The following is an 18,950-nucleotide window of genomic DNA, read 5'->3' as shown; positions in this document are numbered from 1 at the left end:
CTCGATCGCGTTTTTCGGAACGTGCCGGAGAAGAAGCGCCGGCCGGTCGTGTCACCGGCAGACAATGCCCACCGCTACCGGCGGCCGAATTTGTCCGACACTGCCTGAAGGATACGGGAGGACCGTAGGGGCGTGGACAAATTTGGATGACATCCGGAGAGAGCTGCTACGGCGACGAACGGCAAAGAGGCATATCAGCGCCTCGCGGTTCAGAGACGTTCTTCCATCCTGCGTTGCGATCTGCTCCTATGCGTTCCGCATTGGGGGAAACATGAGCCAGTTGCTCGTCCAGAACTATCTCAACGAGATCGATCGCCTGCGGAAATTTTCCGGCGTCACAAACGAGCAGGTGATCCGGCCGGCCTTCCGGCGGCTGCTCGACCAGTGGGCCACGTCGCACAAACTGGTCTTCCTGGAGGAATATCCCTTCGCGACGAGCCAGAAAACGACCGTCTATCCGGACGGCACGGTGCTGCACGACATCCGCGTGCCGCTCGGCTTCTGGGAGGCCAAGGACACCAAGGACGACCTCGAGGGGGAGATCGAAAAGAAGTTCCGGCGCGGCTATCCGCAGGACAACATCATCTTCGAGAATTCGGAGACGGCGATCCTGATCCAGAACCGGCAGGAGGTGATGCGGTCACCGATGATCGACACCGATGGCCTGCTGAGGCTGCTCACGCTGTTCTTTTCCTACGAGCGGCAGGAGATCGCGGAGTTCCGCAAGGCGGTGGCGCAGTTCAAGGCAGACCTGCCTGCGGTGCTGGATGCGCTGCGGAAGCGCATCGACACGGCCTACGACGATGACGCGGATTTCCGGGCGGCGGCGAAGAAGTTTCTCGAACACTGCAAGGATACGATCAACCCGACGCTGGGCGAGGCCGACGTGCGGGAGATGCTGATCCAGCACATCCTGACCGAGGAAATCTTCAACCACGTCTTCGACCAGGGGGATTTCCACCGCGAGAACAATATCGCCCGGGAGCTCTACACGCTGGAGGGCAAGTTCTTTACGGGCCAAGTGAAGCGCGAGACGCTGAAAGGGCTGGAACCCTACTACGCCGCGATCCGCGCCAACGCGGCGCAGATCAACAGCCATCACGAAAAGCAAACCTTCCTCAAGGTCATCTACGAGAACTTCTACAAGGTATACAATCCGAAGGCCGCCGACCGGCTGGGCGTGGTCTATACGCCCAACGAGATCGTGAAGTTCATGATCGAGGGCGCAGACTGGCTCACCCAGAAACATTTCGGCAAGGCGCTGATCGATGAGCATGTCGAGATTCTCGACCCGGCGACCGGAACCGGCACCTTCATCTGCGAGCTTCTGGAGCATTTTCGCGGCCAGCCGCAAAAGCTGGCGCACAAGTACAAGAACGAGCTGCACGCCAACGAGGTGGCGATCCTGCCCTACTATGTGGCGAACCTGAACATCGAGGCGACCTATGCCGCGATCTCGGGCCAGTTCGCCGAGTTCCCGAACCTGTGCTTCGTGGACACGCTGGACAATGTTGCGGGCCTCGGGATCAAGGCGGGCTACCAGCACGACATGTTCGCGGGGCTCTCGGAAGAGAACGTCGAGCGGGTGAAGCGGCAGAACAAGCGCAAGATATCGGTCGTGATCGGCAATCCGCCCTACAATGCCAACCAGCAGAACGAGAACGAGAACAACCAGAACCGTACCTATCCGCGCATCGACGAGCTGATCAAGTCGAGCTACATCCGGCTGTCGACCGCGCAGAAGACCAAGCTCTACGACATGTATGCCCGCTTCTTCCGCTGGGCTACGGACCGGCTGCACGACGACGGTGTGCTGGCTTTCGTGACCAACCGCTCCTTCATCGACAGCCGCACCTTCGACGGGTTTCGAAGGGCAGTGGCGCAGGAGTTTCACGAAGCGTACATCATCGACCTAAAAGGCAACGCTCGCAACAGTGGCGAGAAGCGACGACGGGAGGGTGGGAATGTCTTCGACGATCAGATCAAGGTCGGCATAGCCGTAAGTTTTTGGGTCAAGAAGCGGCGGGCAAAGGGATTCACTGTTCGCTATGAGGCTGTTCGAGACTACGCCAAGTCTGATGAGAAGCGAAGTTTCCTTGCCTCCGCTCCTCTGAGTCAGAGGCGCCTTGAACTTCTCGAGCCAGATAAAAACGCAAACTGGATCAACCTGACAGAAAACGAATGGGACGATCTGATCCCGGTCGCGGACAAGAAGACAAAGGCCGCGAAGGCGAAGGGGCAGGAGAGGGCTGTCTTTCGACAATTTGGAAATGGAGTAAATACTGCGCGCGATCAGTGGGTAACGGACCCTTCGGTAGTGATCCTAAGACAAAAGGTTGCTCTGTCACTCGCGCTATACACACGATCTGTTAATGAGAATAATTATGTTGATACTTTGAAGTGGTCGCGTAATCTCAAGGGTAAAGCAAAATCTGCCCGGAATGAGGCATTCAACAACGAGCTTGTAGTAGCTTATGATTATCGCCCATTCTTCAAGGTGAATGCTTATCTTTCCCCTTTACTCATTGATGAACTTGGTTTTCTTGTTCAACAAGGAGGAGAGGGCAACATCCACGTCGCATTTCCGAATGGTGGGGATTTTCGATGCCTGGCAACGGAGCGTCCTTTGGACTTCCATTTTATTGGCGATTCGCGCGTTGTTTCCCGCTACCGCTACACCGCCACCGGCGAGCGCATCGACAACATCACCGACTGGGCGCTGAAAAAGTTCCGGGAGGCCTATTCCAGGAACGAGCGAGATGCCGACGCGGTGATCTCCCCCCTTGAGGGGGAGATGTCGGCGAAGTCGACAGAGGGGGGTGATGCCGCATCGCACGACGCACCCCCCTCTGCCCTGTCGGGCATCTCCCCCTCAAGGGGGGAGATCGGCCTTCATGAACACCCCGCCTACGCCAAGGCGGATCGCGGCCGGGGCCGGCCGGCTCGCCAGATCACCAAGGACGACATCTTCACTTACGTCTACGGCGTGCTGCACGACCCGGTGTATCGCGAGAAATACGCCATCAATCTCAAGCGCGAGTTCCCGCGCATCCCCTTCTACCCGGATTTCCGGAAATGGGCGGAATGGGGCGAAAGGCTGATGGCGCTGCATATCCGCTACGAGACGGTCGAGCCATGGCCGCTGGAGAGGCTGGACACGCCCGACGAAAAGGCGCGGGCGGCCGGCGTGGCGCCGCGCGCCATCCTGAAGGCGGACAGGGACAACGGCATCATCCGGCTCGACACGGAGACGCAGCTCTCGGGCATCCCAAGTGAGGCGTGGGACTACCGGCTCGGCAACCGCTCCGGGCTGGACTGGATCCTCGACCAGTACAAGGAGAAGACGCCGAAGGACCCGACGATCCGCGAGAAATTCAACACCTACCGCTTCGCCGACTACAAGGAAAAGGTGATCGACCTTTTGATGCGCGTCACGCGAGTGAGCGTCGAGACCGTGGCGATCACGGAAGCGATGAAGGAGGCGAGGCGGTGAAGGGGCCACCCGACTTCGAAAAGGCGATGCACGACATCTATGTGACCGCCAAGAGAGACGCTGGCTACAACGCCAAAGTATTTCTGCAGATGCTGCATGAAAGGGGTGGGTTGGCGACCGCGAAATACCTCATCAATGCGACGCAACCATCGGAGGGCTACACACGCCTCTACGAACGCGGGCGGTTAGATCTTACGGTCGAGGCAAGGGTGATCGACAACCCGAAATGGCATCCCCTGTTTACCGATGACGAGATTGCCAAAGCGAGAGAGCGCCTGAAGGCCTACGGATATCGGCCAGACCGCTAGCCCCCGCGGAAAGGCGCCCCCCACTCCGTCTCGCTTCGCGAGCCACCTCTCCCCCCGTTGGGGGGCGAGGAAGGGGGCGGTGGCGGCTTCCCGACTGCCGATCCCTACTCCCTACTCCCTACGCATTACGCACCACGCACTCCCTACTTTCCCACCGCCGCCTGCGCCGCCGCCAGCCGTGCGATCGGCACCCGGAACGGCGAGCACGACACGTAGTCCAGACCCACCTCCTCGCAGAAGCGGATCGAGGCGGGATCGCCGCCGTGTTCGCCGCAGATGCCGAGTTTTATGGCGGGCCGCGTGGCGCGGCCCTTTTCGGCGGCCATGCGGACCAGTTCGCCCACGCCCTCGACGTCGAGGGTGACGAAGGGGTCGGCCTCGACGATGCCCTTCTGGCGGTAGGTTTCCATGAACGCGGCGGCGTCGTCCCGGCTGATGCCGAAGGTGGTCTGCGTCAGGTCGTTGGTGCCGAAGGAGAAGAACTCGGCGGCCTGCGCGATCTCGTGGGCGCGGATGGCGGCGCGCGGCAGCTCGATCATGGTGCCGACGAGATAGGCGATGGTCTCGCCCGTCTCCTCCATCACGGCCTTCGCCACCGCGTCGATGCGCGCCTTGACGAAGTCGAGCTCCTTCACGATGCCCACCAGCGGCACCATGATCTCGGGCTCCACCGGCGCGCCGGTCTTGCGGCCGGCCTCGATCGCCGCCTCGAAGATGGCGCGCGCCTGCATCTCGGCGATCTCTGGATAGGAGACGGCGAGCCGGCAGCCGCGGTGGCCGAGCATGGGGTTGGCCTCATGCAGGGCCTCGGTGCGCTGGCGCAGCTTTTCGGGCGACACGCCGATGGCCGCCGCGACCTCCGAAATCTCCTTGCCGGACTTGGGCAAGAACTCGTGCAGCGGCGGGTCGAGCAGGCGGATGGTCACCGGCAGGCCGGCCATGATCTCGAACAGCTCGGAAAAGTCCGAGCGCTGCATGGGCAGGAGTTTTGCCAGCGCGGAACGCCGGCCGCTCTCGGTGTCGGCGAGGATCATCTCGCGCATGACGTTGATGCGATCGTCCTCGAAGAACATGTGCTCGGTGCGGCAGAGCCCGATGCCCTCCGCGCCGAAGGAGCGCGCGGTGCGCGCGTCGGCCGGCGTCTCGGCATTGGTGCGCACCTTCATGCGGCGGATCTTGTCGGCCCATTCCATGATGGCGGCGAAATCGCCCGAGAGTTCCGGCTGGAGCATGGCGACCTGGCCGGCCAGCACCTGGCCGTTGGCGCCGTCGATGGTGATGACGTCGCCCCTGTTGAAGGTGCGGCCCATGGCCGTCAGCGTCTGGTTGCGGTAGTCGACGCGCAGCTGGCCGGCGCCCGACACGCAGGGCTTGCCCATGCCGCGCGCCACCACGGCGGCGTGGCTGGTCATGCCGCCGCGCGTGGTCAGAATGCCCTCGGCGGCGTGCATGCCGTGGATGTCTTCCGGGCTGGTCTCGATGCGCACCAGGATGACGCGGCGGCCGGCGGCCTTGAGCTCCTCGGCCTCGTCGGAGGAGAACACGATCTCGCCGGTGGCGGCTCCCGGCGAGGCGGGCAGACCGATGGCGATGACGTCGCGCTCCGCCTTCGGGTCGATGGTGGGGTGGAGCAGCTGGTCGAGCGAGCCGGGCTCGATGCGGGAGACCGCCTCCTCCTGGCCGATCAGCCCCTCGCCCGCCATGTCGACGGCGATCCTGAGCGCGGCCTTGGCCGTGCGCTTGCCCGAGCGGGTCTGCAGCATCCACAGCCGCCCGCGCTCGATGGTGAATTCGAGGTCCTGCATGTCGCGGTAGTGGCCCTCGAGCCGGTCGGCGATGGTGACGAAGTCGCGAAAGGCCTCCGGCATCAGCTTTTCGAGCGACGGCTTGTCGGAGCCGGCGCCGATGCGCGCCTCCTCGGTGATGTTCTGCGGCGTGCGGATGCCGGCCACCACGTCCTCGCCCTGCGCGTTGACCAGGAACTCGCCGTAGAGCTTCTTCTCGCCGGTCGAGGGGTTGCGCGTGAAGGCGACGCCGGTGGCCGACGTGTCGCCCATGTTGCCGAACACCATGGCCTGGACGTTGACGGCCGTGCCCCAGCTCTCGGGGATGTCGTGCAGGCGGCGGTAGGTGATGGCGCGGGGGTTCATCCACGACGAGAACACGGCGCCGATGGCGCCCCACAGCTGCTCGCGCGGGTCCTGCGGGAAGGGCTTTTCCATCTCCTCGAAGACCTTGGCCTTGTAGAGCTCGGTGACGCGGGCCCAGTCTTCGGCGGCGAGTTCCGTGTCGTACTCCGCCCCCCGCCGCGCCTTCTCCTCCTCCAGGATCTCCTCGAACATCTCGTGCTCGAGCCCGAGCACGACGTTGGAATACATCTGGATGAAGCGGCGGTAGCTGTCATAGGCGAACCGCCGGTCCCCCGCGTCCCGCGCCAAGGCCTCCACCGTCTCGTCGTTCAGGCCGAGGTTGAGCACCGTATCCATCATCCCGGGCATGGAGGCGCGCGCGCCGGAACGGACCGAGACGAGGAGCAGGCGGGCGGGGTCGCCGAAACGCTTCGCCGTCAGTTCGCCGATGCGATCGAGAGCGGCGTCGACCTGGTCGTCGAGTTCTTCGGGATAGGCGTGGCCGTTGGCATAGTAATGCGTGCAGACCTCGGTGGTGATGGTGAAGCCGGGCGGCACGGGCAGGCCGAGGCCGCTCATCTCGGCGAGGTTGGCGCCCTTGCCGCCGAGCAGGTTCCTGTCGCCGGCGCCACCGTCGGCCTCGCCGCCGCCGAACCCATAGACCCACTTCGCCATCGCGGCTCCTCCATCGTCAGTGCCGGATGCGTGATATTGCGTTGCACGCGCAATTTCCATCGCAAATGCGGTACCGGCCGAAAAACGGTCGGCAAGTGGTGCCCCGCTCGAAACCCGACGGGCGGGATATTGCGCTCCCGGAAGCATCTCCATATAAGACCGGTCTGCCGGCCGGCACCGCGATTGGGGCGTAGCCAAGCGGTAAGGCAGCGGTTTTTGGTACCGCCATTCCCTGGTTCGAATCCAGGCGCCCCAGCCAGGTTTTCAGAGTCCATTCCGGACACCGGATGTCGCGGCTCTCCCGCGGATGGAACTTCGATCCGGCGGGCACGTTCGTCTCCTTTCCGAAACCGTTTGTGTCTCCTGCGCCGCTCCCTGTAGTGATGTTCGGCGGGTGCAGGGACACGGGAAGCAACGATGCGCACGATCGAGGACCAGGCGTTCCTCTGGCTTCTGCTGCTCACATCCGTCGCGTTCGGCGTCATCGTGTGGCCCTACTTCGGCGCGGTGCTATGGGGGGTGATCGCGGCGATCATCTTCCTGCCGGTGCAGCGCCGCCTGTCGCGGGCAACCGGGCGGCCGGGGTTCGCGGCGATCGTCACGGTGGTGCTGACCGTGCTGCTGGTCATCGTACCTCTGCTTCTGATCGCGTCCTCGCTGGCGCTGGAAGCCACCACGCTCTACGAGAACATCCAGTCCGGCCAGGTGGATCTCGGGCAGATCCTTAGAGGCATCATCGACGGCATCCCAGGCTGGATGAAGGAGCCGCTGGCGGCGCTCGACCTGACCAGCCTGGACGCCATCCGCGACCGGCTGTCGGAGACGTTCACCCAGTTCCTGCAGGTCCTGGTCTCGCGTGCCCTGATCGTGGGGCAGAGCACGCTCGAATTCTTCGTGGGCATCGGCGTGATGCTCTACCTCCTGTTCTTCCTGCTCAGGGACGGCGCGGGGCTGACGCGGCGCATCAAGCGGGCGATACCGCTGCGCTCGCGCCAGCGCGACGCGCTCCTGGAAAAGTTCGCTGTCGTGGTGCGCGCGACGGTCCGCGGCTCGCTGCTGGTCGCAGCGCTGCAAGGCGCGCTGGGCGGACTGATCTTCTGGCTGCTCGGCATCCACGCGCCTGTGCTCTGGGCCGTACTGATGGCGTTCCTGGCGCTCCTGCCGCTGGTCGGATCGGGCCTCGTCTGGGTGCCGGTGGCGATCTACCTTCTGGTGTCTGGAGCGGTGCTGAAGGGTCTCGTGCTGATCGCCTTCGGGATGCTGGTGATCGGGCTCGTGGACAATCTGCTCAGGCCCTACTTGGTGGGCAAGTCGACGCGGATGCCGGACTACGTCGTCCTGATCTCCACGCTCGGCGGCATCTCGGTGTTCGGCCTCAATGGGTTCGTGATCGGTCCGATGATCGCCGCCATGTTCATCGCGGTGTGGGACATCTTCGTCGCGACCCGCGACAGCCTGGAACCCGAGCCGGCCCGTGCGGCGGCGCCAATGGCCGACGCGGAGGACGAGTAGCGCGCCTGCCTCGCGACCACACCGGCGTTGGCACGAAGGCAGCATCGTCCCGGTTTGATGTCCGTCAATGTCCTTCCCCGCCGGCAGGCCTATCGGATGCGGTAGACGCATCTGCAAGGAACCCTCGACATGGCCGACCTGTTGCTGCGCGCCGACCAGATCCGGTCGGCGCCACCGGAAGTGAAGGAATGGATCAGAACCCTTCTCGCGGAGGAACTCATGCTGGAGGCTGCCTCGCCCGACGGGAAAGGCGCCCGCGACGTCTCTCTGGCTGCCTGTTCGCCGCAGGAGGCGAGCGCCATCCTGGAGCACATCCGCGACGACTATCTGGCCTGCCAGGTCTTCTTCGAGCTCAGCCGCGATACGGCGCCGGGGCACGCGGAGCCGCAGGGGCTGCACCGCGCCGCGGTGGCCGACATCATGCGGCACACGCGGCTGTCGGACCCCGGACAGCTCGTCGCCTGCCTTGAACGGATAGCGCAGGCCTTCCAGGTCGTGCGCAGCGACCCGCATGTCGCGTTCTATGGGACCGACCGCGCCGCGATCTACATCCCCGTGACGACGCAGCGCAGCATCAAGGCGCTGTGGCAGGCGCTGGTGACCTCGCGCATGCTAGACACGTCGAGCCTGCCCGGCATGGCCGGCCCAGCCGGACCGGCCGAGCCGATCGAAGCGCATAGGGGCTGACGGGGTCGAAACGGGACGTCAGAGAGCGGCGGCAACGCGCATCAACGATGCCCTTGATCCGTCCTTCCTGGGAATCCGAAACAGACATTCCGGCGATGGAACGTGGGAGCATGATCGCGTCGCGCAATCACGCCGGTGCCGCAAGAAATGGAAGCCTCGTCTACCGGAAATCCGTGGCCGTCAGAACGTAGGCTCTGCGGCGGCCAGGAGCATAGGCTTTCCGCGCCACGTCATGGATCGAATTGCACGCCGCGTCGAACGCCGTGAGGCATTCCGCTTCCGACCGGGCGATCCCGTCAGGCCTCGACAGGGCATCTGCCTCGACGAAGAACGGCACCTCGAACATACCGTCATAGCCGATGAAGCGAACCGCGTTGCGCGTTTCGTCGAAGCTGCGGCTGCGGTTGGGAAATTCCAGGGTCAATTGCGGCGTTCCTCACGGAAATAAAAGTTCCTATTCAGATACGAACGAATCTGCCATCGGGCAAGGCGAAACCAGCACAAGTTTGTCAATGATCTGATTAAACTCAATAAAATATCGCAATCTTGGCTTTCTCCGAAATCGCAGAACCAGTAAATTTCAAGATCGATGGATCCTAATATTCCCAAGTGCGGCTAAAAATATTCTGGCACTCCTATCAATCGAGTGCCAAGAGGGCTATGTAAGTGGCGTGGCCGCCTTATGCGCCGGCCTCAGAAAGATTCCGATGAAATTTCGTCCACTCCACGACCGCGTCGTCATCCGGCGCGCCGAAGGTGAACTCAAATCCAAAGGCGGGATCATCATTCCCGACACCGCGAAGGAGAAGCCGCAGGAAGGCGAGGTGGTCGCCGTTGGCCCGGGTTCCCGCGACGAGACCGGCAAGATCACGCCTCTCGACGTCAAGGCCGGCGATCTGATCCTGTTCGGAAAATGGTCGGGCACCGAGGTCAGGATCGACGGGGAGGATCTCCTCATCGTGAAGGAGGCCGACATCATGGGCATCGTCGAGAAGTCCGAACTGCCAGCCAAGAAGGCCGCCTGACCTCTCCGATTCCGCATTCTCAAAACCGAACTGGACAAACATCATGTCTGCCAAGCAAATCAAATTCGCCGGGGATGCACGCGACCGCATGCTGCGGGGCGTGGAACTGCTCAACAACGCCGTCAAGGTGACGCTGGGCCCCAAGGGCCGAAACGTCGTGATAGCCAAGTCCTATGGCGCGCCGCGCATCACCAAGGACGGCGTCACCGTCGCCAAGGAAATCGAGCTCGAGGACAAGTTCGAGAACATGGGCGCGCAGATGGTGCGCGAGGTGGCCTCCAAGACCAATGATCTTGCCGGCGACGGCACCACCACCGCCACGGTTCTCGCCGCCTCGATCCTGCGCGAAGGCGCCAAGCTGGTCGCCGCGGGAATGAACCCCATGGACCTGAAGCGCGGCATCGATCTCGGCGTCGCCGCCGTCGTCAAGGAAATCCAGGCGCAGTCGAAGAAGGTCAATACGTCCGAAGAGATCGCGCAAGTCGGCACCATCGCCGCGAACGGCGACAAGACGGTCGGCGAGATGATTGCCAGAGCCATGGCGAAGGTCGGCAACGAAGGCGTGATAACCGTTGAGGAAGCCAAGACCGCCGAAACGGAACTCGACGTCGTCGAGGGCATGCAGTTCGACCGCGGCTATCTGTCTCCCTACTTCGTCACAAATGCCGAGAAGATGCGGGCTGAACTGGACGATCCCTACATCCTCCTCCACGAAAAGAAGCTCGGCAACCTGCAGGCCATGCTGCCGATTCTCGAAGCGGTGGTGCAGAGCGGCAAGCCGTTGCTGATCATCTCGGAGGATGTCGAGGGCGAGGCGCTGGCCACGCTTGTGGTCAACAAGCTGCGCGGCGGCCTGAAGGTTGCGGCGGTCAAGGCTCCCGGCTTCGGCGACAGGCGCAAGGCGATGCTGGAAGACATAGCGGTACTGACCGCCGGCCAGGTGATCTCCGAAGATCTCGGCATCAAGCTGGAGAACGTCTCGCTCGAGATGCTTGGCCGCGCAAAGCGCGTCGTGATCGAGAAGGACACGACGACCGTGATCGACGGGTCCGGCGACAAGGCCGTGATTGCCTCGCGTATCCAGCAGATCAAGGCGCAGATCGAAGAGACCACGTCCGAATACGACAAGGAGAAGCTGCAGGAGCGGCTGGCGAAGCTTGCCGGCGGCGTCGCCGTCATCCGCGTCGGCGGCGTGACCGAGACGGAAGTCAAGGAGAAGAAGGACCGCGTGGACGACGCGCTCAACGCGACACGCGCGGCAGTCGAGGAAGGTATCGTGCCGGGTGGCGGCGTGGCACTGCTGCGCGCCCGAACCGCGTTGACCTCGCTGTCAGGCTCAAATTCCGACGTGACGGCCGGCATATCCATCGTGCTCAGGGCACTCGAAGCGCCCGTCCGCCAGATTGCCGAGAATGCCGGCGTCGAGGGCTCAATCGTCGTGGGAAAGCTCAGCGACAGCAAAGACCCCAATCACGGTTTCGACGCACAGACGGAGACCTATGTCGACATGATCAAGGCGGGCATCGTCGATCCTGCCAAAGTGGTGCGAACCGCCCTGCAGGATGCCGGATCGATCGCGGCCCTGCTGATCACCGCCGAGGCGATGATCGCCGACGCGCCGCCCAAGGATGCGCCCGAGGCCGGTAATGGCGGCGGGATGGGATACTGAGCGCGCCCGAACCTTTCGGTCATCGTGGCCGCAAAGCCGATCTCAAACCGCAATCAGCAAGGAGAACCTCCATGGCCATGCAGAACAGCAGCAAGAAGAGCATGTCTCAGCACTGGGACGACTACCAGCCGACGAAATCGACGCTCGCCTGGGCTTGCGTCGGCGCGGCCGTCGCGGCGATCGTCGTCGGATTCAGCTGGGGCGGCTGGGTGACCGGCGGCACGTCGCGCACGGCGGCCACGACCGCGGGCGATGTCGCGCGCGGTGAACTGGCGTCCGCCATCTGCGTGGAGCGCTTCAACGCGGCGCCGGACGCGGCGGCTCGGCTCGTCGAGTTCAAGGCCCTCACCGACGGCTACAAGAAGCGCCAGTTCATCGAGGCGGGCGGTTGGGCCACCATGCCGGGGCAGACGACCCCTGACAGGCGCGGCGCTGAAGGCTGCTCCACGGCCCTCGCGGCGTAAGACCGGCTCGACCCACGCGGCAGTCGCCGGGCCACAGGTCCCGGCGCGCCTCTCTGCCAGCCCTTCAAGGAGCGCGACCAATGATCACCTTCACGAAGAAAACCGACCCGAAATCCGCGCCCAATGAACCCGAGGAGAACCGTTTCGAAAATATCCGCAAGGCCGCCAAGGAACGGCATCGGAAATCCGACACCGATGGCGCCAGCCGTCGCGACGGCAAAACGGCCGACGACACCAAGTTGATATGATCGCGCAGGCGATTCCGGGAATGCCACGTCTCCGCGCGCACCATCCCATCGCGGCTTGAACCGCCGCCGAGTTCGCCGCCCTGCCCCGCCGCGAAAACGGCTTCAGCGAGACCCACGATGTCTTCCGCGTGAAAGCCGGTAGACCATTCCCGGCCCCAACCTTGCCGTCCGGCGGGGGGTTGAACGAACCGCAGGCGCGACAAAAAGCGCCCCGAGCCTCGGCGATCCGTTCGGAAGCCGGCGTGGAGAGCGATGTCGCAACCGTTCCACCTCCGCCCCGACCTTCCGAGCCGGCACCACCCGTTCCATACACACCTCCACCGGCCCGCACCCCTTGCGCCCGACTCCGTCCCGGTTTGACCCGCGTCAATGCCGGCGTCGGCTTTCCGTGGTCGGTAAGCGGAAATGCTTCAGGAGGTACACGCAATGATCTACCGCACCGTCATGGTTCAGCTCGATCTCGACGGAGCGCCGGAACCGCGCATCCGGTTCGCGCTCGACGTCGCGGGCCGCTTCGAGGCGGATCTGATCGGTTTCTGCGCCGCGCAGCCGCACACGTCCGTCGCTCCCATGGACGGCGCGATCGTCAGCGCCGAACTGATGCAGCGCGAGAGCGAGGAGATCGAGGCGCGGCTGAAGGAGATCGGCCAGGCCTTCGAAAGCATAGCAGGCCACGGCGAAAGCGTGTCGTTCCGCGGCTCGGTCGGCGATCCGACGAGACTGTTCGCGGAAAACGCCAGGGCAGCCGACCTGCTGGTGACGGGCATTCCCAAGGAAGGCACGCACGACACCTTCCGTTCCCCCGACCTGGGCACGCTGATCCTTTCGGCCGGGCGCCCCGTGCTCGTCGCTTCGGGCAGCCAGGAGCCCCTGAAGTCGGAACGCGTGCTGGTGGCCTGGAAGGACACGCGCGAGGCGCGCCGGGCCGTCATCGATGCTATGCCGTTCCTCGCCCATGCCAAGGACGTACTGGTCGCCACGGTCGACGAGGACGACCGCATCCGCTCCAAGGAGAGCCTGGCGGACGTCGTGCGTTTCCTGATGAAGCACGGCGTGGCGGCACGCTCCGAATGCCTGCTGCCCGCCGACGAGGAGTTTGGCGACACGCTGTCGACGACGGCGTTCGAGATGGGCGCCGACCTGATCGTATCGGGCGGCTACGGCCACAGCCGCCTGCGCGAATGGGCCTTCGGCGGGGTCACGCGCCGGCTCCTGCACGCGAGCTCGGTGAACCGGCTCCTCTCCAACTGAGTTGCGTCGCATCCTCCCAAGCGACGCGGCGTCTCGGGCGATACCCTGAGGCCCTGACTCGGCCGGACCAAAGTGTCCGGCCGCTTTTTTGTTGGTCGCGCGGCTGCGAAAGGCCTCAGACACATACGCGCCAAGACAAGCGGGCAATTCCGGCGCCAGTTGATCCGCATCAATGTGGAACAGGCGGGTCCGGCTAGATTGCCGTTCTCTTCGAGCCGCATCGCTTCGGAAGAAGAACGGAGGGAGCGCCGCCCCTTGGGGTGGACGACCTCCATCGACGTCCGATCCGGCGCAGGCGATCGGGGAGAAGCCGTCCGCGTCCGAGACGCCCGGCACCTCCGGGCGACGCAGACACTGGACGGCTTCGGCTCAACTCTTTCGCAAGGGATCAAGACCATGGCCGAATCCGCCACCAAACTCACCGTGAAGAACGATAACAAGCAGCCTGCGAGGAAGGACGAGGCCTGGCTGCCTCTGACGAACCTCCGGCGCGAGATCGACCGGCTCTTCGACGACTTCCACCCGTTCTCGCGTGGCTTCCCGTTCGGCGGAGCGAAGGACCTCGAACTCGCATGGCCCAAGGCCGCGGCATGGCAGGTCGCGCCGGCGATGGACCTGGCCGAGAAGGAAGGCGAGTATGAAATCTCCGCCGAACTGCCCGGCCTTGACGACAAGAACGTCGAGGTGAAGGTTGCCAGCGGCACGCTGACCATCAAGGGCGAGAAGTCGGAGGAAACGGAAGAGAAGGAGAAGGACTACTACCTCTCCGAACGCCGCTACGGCTCCTTCCAGCGCAGCTTCCGGATCCCCGAGGGCGTCGACGTCGACAAGATCGAGGCGAACCTCACCAAGGGCGTCCTGACGGTGAAGCTGCCCAAGAGCGCCGAGGCCAAGAAGGACGAGAAGAAGATCGCGGTGAAGGCGGCCTGATCCGTCCGCGACCGCGCAACGCCGGGCGTGCCGCGAGATACGGCGCGCCTTACCCCGGAACCGTTACGGAGTCTCCCCCATGAAACACGACCTGCAGCGGACCGCACTCGACATCCTGACGTCATGCCTCGACATGAGCGTGGCCACGGTGCGGCCGGACGGAGCGCCGCAGGCGACCGTCGTCTCCTTCGTGCATGACGGCCTGCTGATCTATTTCGGCTGCGGCGCCGAGTCCCAGAAGGCGAAGAACATCGCGCGCGAGCCGCGCATCTCCGTCACCATGACGGCTCCCTATGGCGACTGGATGAAGATCAGGGGATTGTCGATGGCGGGAATCGCCGAGGAGGTCACCGCGCTCGGGGAACTGGAACAAGTCTGGACGCTGATGACCGATCGTTTCCCGCAGATTGCCTCGGTGGAGCCGGCGGAGCCGGGTTCGGTCAAGGTCATGCGCGTCAGGCCGACGGTATTGTCGATCCTCGACTATTCGAAGGGCTTCGGGCACACCGACCTCGTTTCGATCGAGGCGGGCGACATCGCCGAGACGCTCGACAGCATGCGCCACCACTGGCTGATCCCGCTGGGCGAAGCCGCCTGAGCGGAACGGGCCGTACCGCGTCAGCCTTGCGGGGTGGGGGCGAGCTGCGAGCCGCCGCAGACGTGGATGACGTCGCCGGTGATGAAGGAGGCGCGGTCGGATGCCAAGAAGGCGATGGCTCCGGCCACGTCCTCCGGCGTGCCCAGCCGCCCGAGCGGCGTGAAGGCGCGGAAGGCCTCGGCGGTCGCTTCGAGCTTCTCGGCGCTGCCGATGTTGAACGGCGTCTTGAGATAGCTCGGCGCCACGGCGTTGACGCGGATGTTGTCCGGGCCGAGCTGGACCGCGAGCGTGCGGGTCAGCCCGATCAGGCCCGTCTTGCTCGACCCGTAGCCGATGCCGGTGCCGCTGAGGTAGACGCGCGAGGCCACGTTGACGATGCTGCCGCCGCCGGCGGCGCGCATCAGCGGCAAGGCGGCCTGGGCGAGCAGCATCGGGGCGGTGAGGTTGAGCGCGAGCACGGCGTTCCAGACGTCGAGATCGACCTCGCCGATCCTTGGCGCGCCGGAGCGCCCGGCATTGTTGACCAGGCAGTCCAGCCGGCCGAAACGCTCGCCGATCGCGCCGACCAGCGGCGCCGCGAAGGCCGGATCGGACAGGTCGGCCCGGATGGCGATCGTCTCGACGCCGTGGCCGCGGCCGATCTCATCGCAGACGGCGCTTGCTGCCTCGCCGTCCAGATCGGCGATCGCGACGGCGAACCGTCTTCGGCCAGCATCCGCGCGGTCGCCGCGCCGACCGCGCCGGCACCTCCGGTGACCAGGGCAACCTTCATTGAGGACCCCTCCGCATGCAGACGGGACGCCGTGGCATCAGCGCTGCCACGGCATCATCCGGCGTTGCAGCCATTGCAAGAGGTAGGTGAGCACGACGCCGAGCATCATGACGACGAGGAGGCCGGCATACATCTTCTCCGGGTTCAGCACTTCCCAGTAGTAGAAGGTGATGAAGCCGACGCCCTGCTTGGCGCGAAGGAACTCGACCGAGATGATGACGATCATGGCCGTGCCGAGCGCGATCCTCAGGCCCGCGAAGATGACCGGCATGGCGCCGGGAACGATGACGTGGCGCATCATCTGCCAGCCGTTGGCGCCGTAGTTGCGGCCAGCCATGAGGTAGACCCTGTCGATGCCGCGCACGCCGGCCATCGTGTTGATGGTCATAAGAATGAAGACCGCAAGCGCCACGACGAGGATTTTCGGCCCCTCGCCGAAGGGATCGGCGAAGATCAGCATGACGATCGGGAAGATGGCGATCTTGGGCAGCACGTAGATGGCCGAGAGCGTGGTGTCGAGCATCAGCCGCACCGTCTGGTTCACGCCCATCACGACCCCCAGCAGGATGCCCGGGATGGAGCCGAGTACGAAGCCGATCATCACGCGGCTGATCGTCGCCAGAACGTGGCTCTCCGACAGGAGGGTCCACACGCCGGCAAGACCGTCGCGCCCGAAATATTCGGGAATGAGCCAAGGCCTGCCAATCAGGCTGGTCTGGGAGAACTTGTCGTAGCGCACAGTCATGTCCCAGAGCCCGGCAAGGATGCGCGTCGGCGGCGGGAACCAGGTGGGATTGATGAGGCCCATCTGCGCCGAGAACTGCCACAGGAGGAGCACGAGGGCGGGAAAGCCGAAGGCGAGCGCGCGCTCGTAGGCCGTCCGGCGGCGCAGCGGTACCATGCGGCCGAGGCGCTCGCAGATCATGACCACGAGCACAAAGCTCGCGAGGATGGCGAGCCAAGCGAACGGTATCCACAACCCGACGAACGCCAGCACGGCGTTGAGCGCCACGATGGCCGCGGCGAGAATGAGAATGGCGCGGCGATCGGCTGCCTGCGAGGCGGAACGCGGGACGGGCTCCGTGGATACGGGAACCGGCTTCGCGGCGACTTCGGTCATTGCTGCAGTTCCATGGCGCGGATGACCTCGCTCGACAGTTGGTCCCAGATGCCGGCGCGGTATTCGGCGAAACGCGGCGTGTTCATGGCGTCGATGCTGCGGGGACGCGGAAGGTCGATCTCGAAGGTCGCCAGCCGGCGCCCCGGTTGGGCGCTCATCAGGATGACACGGTCCCCGAGCAGTACCGCCTCGTCGAGGCTGTGGGTGATGTAGACGACTGTCTTGCGGGTCTCCTCCCAGATGCGTAGCAATTCCTCCTGCAACACCACGCGCGTCTGCGCGTCGAGCGCACCGAGAGGCTCGTCCATCAGGAGGACCTCGGGATCGTTCGCGAGCGCCCGGATGATCGAAACGCGCTGCTTCATGCCGCCCGAAATCTGGTGCGGGTAATAGTCTGCGAATTTGCCGAGGCCGACGCGGTCCAGCCAGTAGCGCGCCGTCTCGTGGCGTTCCCTGTGGCCGATGCCGCGCATGCGGAGCCCGAAGGCGACATTCTCGATGACGCTCTTCCAGGGGAAGATGGCATATTCCTGGAAGACGACGCTGTTGAGCGGCTTGCCCGGGTCCGACCCGGGCCGAATCTCGATCGTTCCGGACGAGATCTCCTCCAGACCCGCCAGCATGCGCAGAAAGGTGGACTTGCCGCATCCGGACGGACCGACGATGCAGACGAACTCGCCCTCCGCGACCTCGAGGCTGAAATCCTCGAGCGCCACGATGAAGCCGTCCAGCGTCGGATAGGCCTTGGTCACGTTGCGAGCCGATATCTTGGCGGCGCCGGCGCGACCGTCGCTGTCATGTGTCGTCATGCGGCGTTCCAAAAAGGCCTGCGCGGGCAGAAGCACTCCGCCCGCGCCGGATAAATCGCCGGCATCACATCGCGCCGAGCGTCTCGATGGCCTTCTTCGTAAAGGTCTCGTCGACCGCCTTCGACAGGTCGAGCGGCTCCTCGTATTCGGTGCGGCCGTTCTCGCGATGGACGCGCTCGACGTCGGCCAAGCCCTCGACGGGGATGGCGACATTGGGATCGTAGATCACCGGATTGCCCTTGCGAATCGCCTCCTCGGTGGAGGCGGTGTGCGCGAGGTAGGCCTCGATGTTCTCGGGTGCGAGGTAGTCATCGCCCTGCATCATCCGCGCCGCCTCGGCGAGCGCCAGCACGAAACGTTCGGCGGCTTGCGGCCGCTCCTTGATGAATTTACCCGACGCGACGAAGGCGACGGTCATCAGGCCGGGGGTGAAATCCTGCGCCAGAACCACGGCGTTGCCCGATCCGATCGCCTGATCGGAGAAGGGCGAACTCAGAAGCGCCGCGTCGATCGACTTCGCCTCGAGAGCGGCCGGCATGTCGGCGTTGCCGATGTTCATCAGTTCGACATCGCGGATGGTCAGGTCGGCCTGTTCGAGCGCCTTGCTGACGAAGAACTCGCCGCCGCTGCCGGGACCGCCCGCCGCGCCGACGCGCTTGCCCTTGAGGTCGGCGATCGACTTGATGGCGCCGCTATCGGCCAGATCCTTGCGCACCAGGAGCTTGGTGGGTCCGTTCTCCATCGGGTCGAGCGCTCCGGGCGCGATGACCCGGATATCGAGGCCGCGGTCCCAGGCCGACCAGAGGGAGGAGACGATGGCGATGCCGCCGACGTCGACGCTGCCCTGGTCGAGGAAGGCGATCGCCTCCGTGCCGGACTTCACCCGCTCGAACTGGACGTCGAGCCCGTAATTGTCGAAGATGCCGCGCTGCTTGGCCACGTAGGCCGCGGCGAACTTCATGATGGGTACGTAGGCGACCTTCACGGTCTGCGGCGGATCGAGCGGCGCCACGTCCGCGGCACGGCTCGTACCGGCGGTGAACGGTCCGCCCAGGAGCAGCATCGTCGCGGCGGCCCAGGCGCCAAGGCCCCTTCTCGTCAATCTCGGCATGGTCTTCCTCCCTTTGGTCGATCTTCTCGTGCACGTACCGGCAACCATGCGGCATGCGCGCTTTGTCTTTCTTTCCCCACGAGCCGGCTGTCGCCTCCGCAATCGAGCGCGCCCGCATCAGGGACCGGAACAGTACGGGCGGGGGAAAG

At 64.5% G+C, this 18,950-nt stretch carries 17 protein-coding genes and 1 tRNA gene; 12 read left to right on the top strand and 6 right to left on the bottom strand.

Annotated elements, in window-relative coordinates; all coding sequences use genetic code 11:
• Positions 1 to 271: 271 nt before the first annotated feature.
• Together ABGN05_RS25950 and ABGN05_RS25945 are read left to right on the top strand one after the other, a co-directional pair.
• Positions 272 to 3,493 carry a type ISP restriction/modification enzyme gene (locus ABGN05_RS25950; RefSeq protein ID WP_367956913.1) on the top strand — a complete coding sequence of 1,074 codons (3,222 nt, stop codon included), beginning with the start codon at positions 272 to 274 and terminating at the stop codon, positions 3,491 to 3,493.
• Complete coding sequence (locus tag ABGN05_RS25945) at positions 3,490 to 3,801, top strand: hypothetical protein (RefSeq protein WP_367956912.1); 312 nt, start codon at positions 3,490 to 3,492, stop codon at positions 3,799 to 3,801. Before ABGN05_RS25950 ends, ABGN05_RS25945 begins: the two co-directional genes overlap by 4 nt.
• 143 nt (positions 3,802 to 3,944) lie before the next feature.
• Here ABGN05_RS25945 and ppdK read toward each other — a convergent pair whose 3' ends face one another.
• The gene (ppdK, locus tag ABGN05_RS25940; protein ID WP_367956911.1) at positions 3,945 to 6,605 is read right to left on the bottom strand and encodes a pyruvate, phosphate dikinase; all 2,661 of its coding nucleotides are present in this window, start codon (positions 6,603 to 6,605) and stop codon (positions 3,945 to 3,947) included.
• A gap of 184 nt (positions 6,606 to 6,789) precedes the next feature.
• On the opposite strand from ppdK, the gene ABGN05_RS25935 reads away from it, so the two are divergent.
• The 3 genes from ABGN05_RS25935 to ABGN05_RS25925 all read left to right on the top strand — a co-directional run bounded on the left by ABGN05_RS25935 (position 6,790) and on the right by ABGN05_RS25925 (position 8,804).
• A tRNA-Gln gene (locus ABGN05_RS25935) sits at positions 6,790 to 6,864 on the top strand.
• A gap of 158 nt (positions 6,865 to 7,022) precedes the next feature.
• Positions 7,023 to 8,117, top strand: a complete 1,095-nt coding sequence (locus tag ABGN05_RS25930; protein WP_367956910.1) for an AI-2E family transporter — start codon at positions 7,023 to 7,025, stop codon at positions 8,115 to 8,117.
• A gap of 129 nt (positions 8,118 to 8,246) precedes the next feature.
• Positions 8,247 to 8,804 (top strand): hypothetical protein, encoded by a 558-nt coding sequence (locus ABGN05_RS25925; RefSeq protein ID WP_367956909.1) that lies wholly within the window; start codon positions 8,247 to 8,249, stop codon positions 8,802 to 8,804.
• 160 nt (positions 8,805 to 8,964) lie between these two features.
• On the opposite strand, the gene ABGN05_RS25920 is transcribed toward ABGN05_RS25925, so the two are convergent.
• Positions 8,965 to 9,228, bottom strand: coding sequence for a DUF1488 family protein (locus tag ABGN05_RS25920; protein ID WP_367956908.1), 264 nt, complete (start codon positions 9,226 to 9,228; stop codon positions 8,965 to 8,967).
• Positions 9,229 to 9,511: 283 nt separating this feature from the next.
• On the opposite strand from ABGN05_RS25920, the gene ABGN05_RS25915 reads away from it, so the two are divergent.
• From ABGN05_RS25915 to ABGN05_RS25885, 7 genes are all read left to right on the top strand, one after another.
• Positions 9,512 to 9,829, top strand: coding sequence for a co-chaperone GroES (locus tag ABGN05_RS25915; protein WP_367956907.1), 318 nt, complete (start codon positions 9,512 to 9,514; stop codon positions 9,827 to 9,829).
• A gap of 43 nt (positions 9,830 to 9,872) precedes the next feature.
• The gene (gene groL, locus ABGN05_RS25910; RefSeq protein ID WP_367956906.1) at positions 9,873 to 11,498 is read left to right on the top strand and encodes a chaperonin GroEL; all 1,626 of its coding nucleotides are present in this window, start codon (positions 9,873 to 9,875) and stop codon (positions 11,496 to 11,498) included.
• A gap of 71 nt (positions 11,499 to 11,569) precedes the next feature.
• Positions 11,570 to 11,962: a hypothetical protein gene (locus tag ABGN05_RS25905; protein WP_367956905.1), complete on the top strand. Its 393-nt coding sequence runs from the start codon at positions 11,570 to 11,572 to the stop codon at positions 11,960 to 11,962.
• Between the two features lie 80 nt (positions 11,963 to 12,042).
• Positions 12,043 to 12,210, top strand: a complete 168-nt coding sequence (locus ABGN05_RS25900; RefSeq protein ID WP_367956904.1) for a hypothetical protein — start codon at positions 12,043 to 12,045, stop codon at positions 12,208 to 12,210.
• A 426-nt stretch (positions 12,211 to 12,636) separates the two neighbouring features.
• A complete protein-coding gene (locus ABGN05_RS25895) occupies positions 12,637 to 13,461 on the top strand; it encodes a universal stress protein (protein ID WP_367956903.1) in 825 nt (274 codons plus the stop codon).
• 396 nt (positions 13,462 to 13,857) lie between these two features.
• Positions 13,858 to 14,391 (top strand): Hsp20/alpha crystallin family protein, encoded by a 534-nt coding sequence (locus ABGN05_RS25890; protein ID WP_367956902.1) that lies wholly within the window; start codon positions 13,858 to 13,860, stop codon positions 14,389 to 14,391.
• A 79-nt stretch (positions 14,392 to 14,470) separates the two neighbouring features.
• Positions 14,471 to 14,989 (top strand): pyridoxamine 5'-phosphate oxidase family protein, encoded by a 519-nt coding sequence (locus ABGN05_RS25885; RefSeq protein ID WP_367956901.1) that lies wholly within the window; start codon positions 14,471 to 14,473, stop codon positions 14,987 to 14,989.
• Between the two features lie 20 nt (positions 14,990 to 15,009).
• Here ABGN05_RS25885 and ABGN05_RS25880 read toward each other — a convergent pair whose 3' ends face one another.
• The 4 genes from ABGN05_RS25880 to ABGN05_RS25865 all read right to left on the bottom strand — a co-directional run bounded on the left by ABGN05_RS25880 (position 15,010) and on the right by ABGN05_RS25865 (position 18,801).
• The gene (locus ABGN05_RS25880; RefSeq protein ID WP_367956976.1) at positions 15,010 to 15,675 is read right to left on the bottom strand and encodes an SDR family NAD(P)-dependent oxidoreductase; all 666 of its coding nucleotides are present in this window, start codon (positions 15,673 to 15,675) and stop codon (positions 15,010 to 15,012) included.
• Positions 15,676 to 15,798: 123 nt separating this feature from the next.
• Positions 15,799 to 16,881 carry an ABC transporter permease gene (locus ABGN05_RS25875; protein ID WP_367956900.1) on the bottom strand — a complete coding sequence of 361 codons (1,083 nt, stop codon included), beginning with the start codon at positions 16,879 to 16,881 and terminating at the stop codon, positions 15,799 to 15,801.
• Positions 16,878 to 17,690 carry an ABC transporter ATP-binding protein gene (locus tag ABGN05_RS25870; RefSeq protein ID WP_367956899.1) on the bottom strand — a complete coding sequence of 271 codons (813 nt, stop codon included), beginning with the start codon at positions 17,688 to 17,690 and terminating at the stop codon, positions 16,878 to 16,880. Before ABGN05_RS25870 ends, ABGN05_RS25875 begins: the two co-directional genes overlap by 4 nt.
• A gap of 64 nt (positions 17,691 to 17,754) precedes the next feature.
• Positions 17,755 to 18,801: an ABC transporter substrate-binding protein gene (locus ABGN05_RS25865; RefSeq protein ID WP_367956898.1), complete on the bottom strand. Its 1,047-nt coding sequence runs from the start codon at positions 18,799 to 18,801 to the stop codon at positions 17,755 to 17,757.
• Positions 18,802 to 18,950 lie beyond the last annotated feature (149 nt).

Source organism: Aquibium pacificum (assembly GCF_040839445.1).
GTDB classification, from domain to species: domain Bacteria; phylum Pseudomonadota; class Alphaproteobacteria; order Rhizobiales; family Rhizobiaceae; genus Aquibium; species Aquibium pacificus.
This window is presented reverse-complemented; position numbering and strand designations above follow the sequence as displayed.

Excerpts from the sequence above, each read along its gene's own strand:
- ABGN05_RS25950 (WP_367956913.1), top strand. The coding sequence starts at position 272 with ATGAGCCAGTTGCTCGTCCAGAACTATCTCAACGAGATCGATCGCCTG.
- ppdK (WP_367956911.1), bottom strand. The coding sequence starts at position 6,605 with ATGGCGAAGTGGGTCTATGGGTTCGGCGGCGGCGAGGCCGACGGTGGC.
- ABGN05_RS25930 (WP_367956910.1), top strand. The coding sequence starts at position 7,023 with ATGCGCACGATCGAGGACCAGGCGTTCCTCTGGCTTCTGCTGCTCACA.
- ABGN05_RS25925 (WP_367956909.1), top strand. The coding sequence starts at position 8,247 with ATGGCCGACCTGTTGCTGCGCGCCGACCAGATCCGGTCGGCGCCACCG.
- ABGN05_RS25915 (WP_367956907.1), top strand. The coding sequence starts at position 9,512 with ATGAAATTTCGTCCACTCCACGACCGCGTCGTCATCCGGCGCGCCGAA.
- groL (WP_367956906.1), top strand. The coding sequence starts at position 9,873 with ATGTCTGCCAAGCAAATCAAATTCGCCGGGGATGCACGCGACCGCATG.
- ABGN05_RS25905 (WP_367956905.1), top strand. The coding sequence starts at position 11,570 with ATGGCCATGCAGAACAGCAGCAAGAAGAGCATGTCTCAGCACTGGGAC.
- ABGN05_RS25900 (WP_367956904.1), top strand. The coding sequence starts at position 12,043 with ATGATCACCTTCACGAAGAAAACCGACCCGAAATCCGCGCCCAATGAA.
- ABGN05_RS25895 (WP_367956903.1), top strand. The coding sequence starts at position 12,637 with ATGATCTACCGCACCGTCATGGTTCAGCTCGATCTCGACGGAGCGCCG.
- ABGN05_RS25890 (WP_367956902.1), top strand. The coding sequence starts at position 13,858 with ATGGCCGAATCCGCCACCAAACTCACCGTGAAGAACGATAACAAGCAG.
- ABGN05_RS25885 (WP_367956901.1), top strand. The coding sequence starts at position 14,471 with ATGAAACACGACCTGCAGCGGACCGCACTCGACATCCTGACGTCATGC.
- ABGN05_RS25875 (WP_367956900.1), bottom strand. The coding sequence starts at position 16,881 with ATGACCGAAGTCGCCGCGAAGCCGGTTCCCGTATCCACGGAGCCCGTC.
- ABGN05_RS25870 (WP_367956899.1), bottom strand. The coding sequence starts at position 17,690 with ATGACGACACATGACAGCGACGGTCGCGCCGGCGCCGCCAAGATATCG.
- ABGN05_RS25865 (WP_367956898.1), bottom strand. The coding sequence starts at position 18,801 with ATGCCGAGATTGACGAGAAGGGGCCTTGGCGCCTGGGCCGCCGCGACG.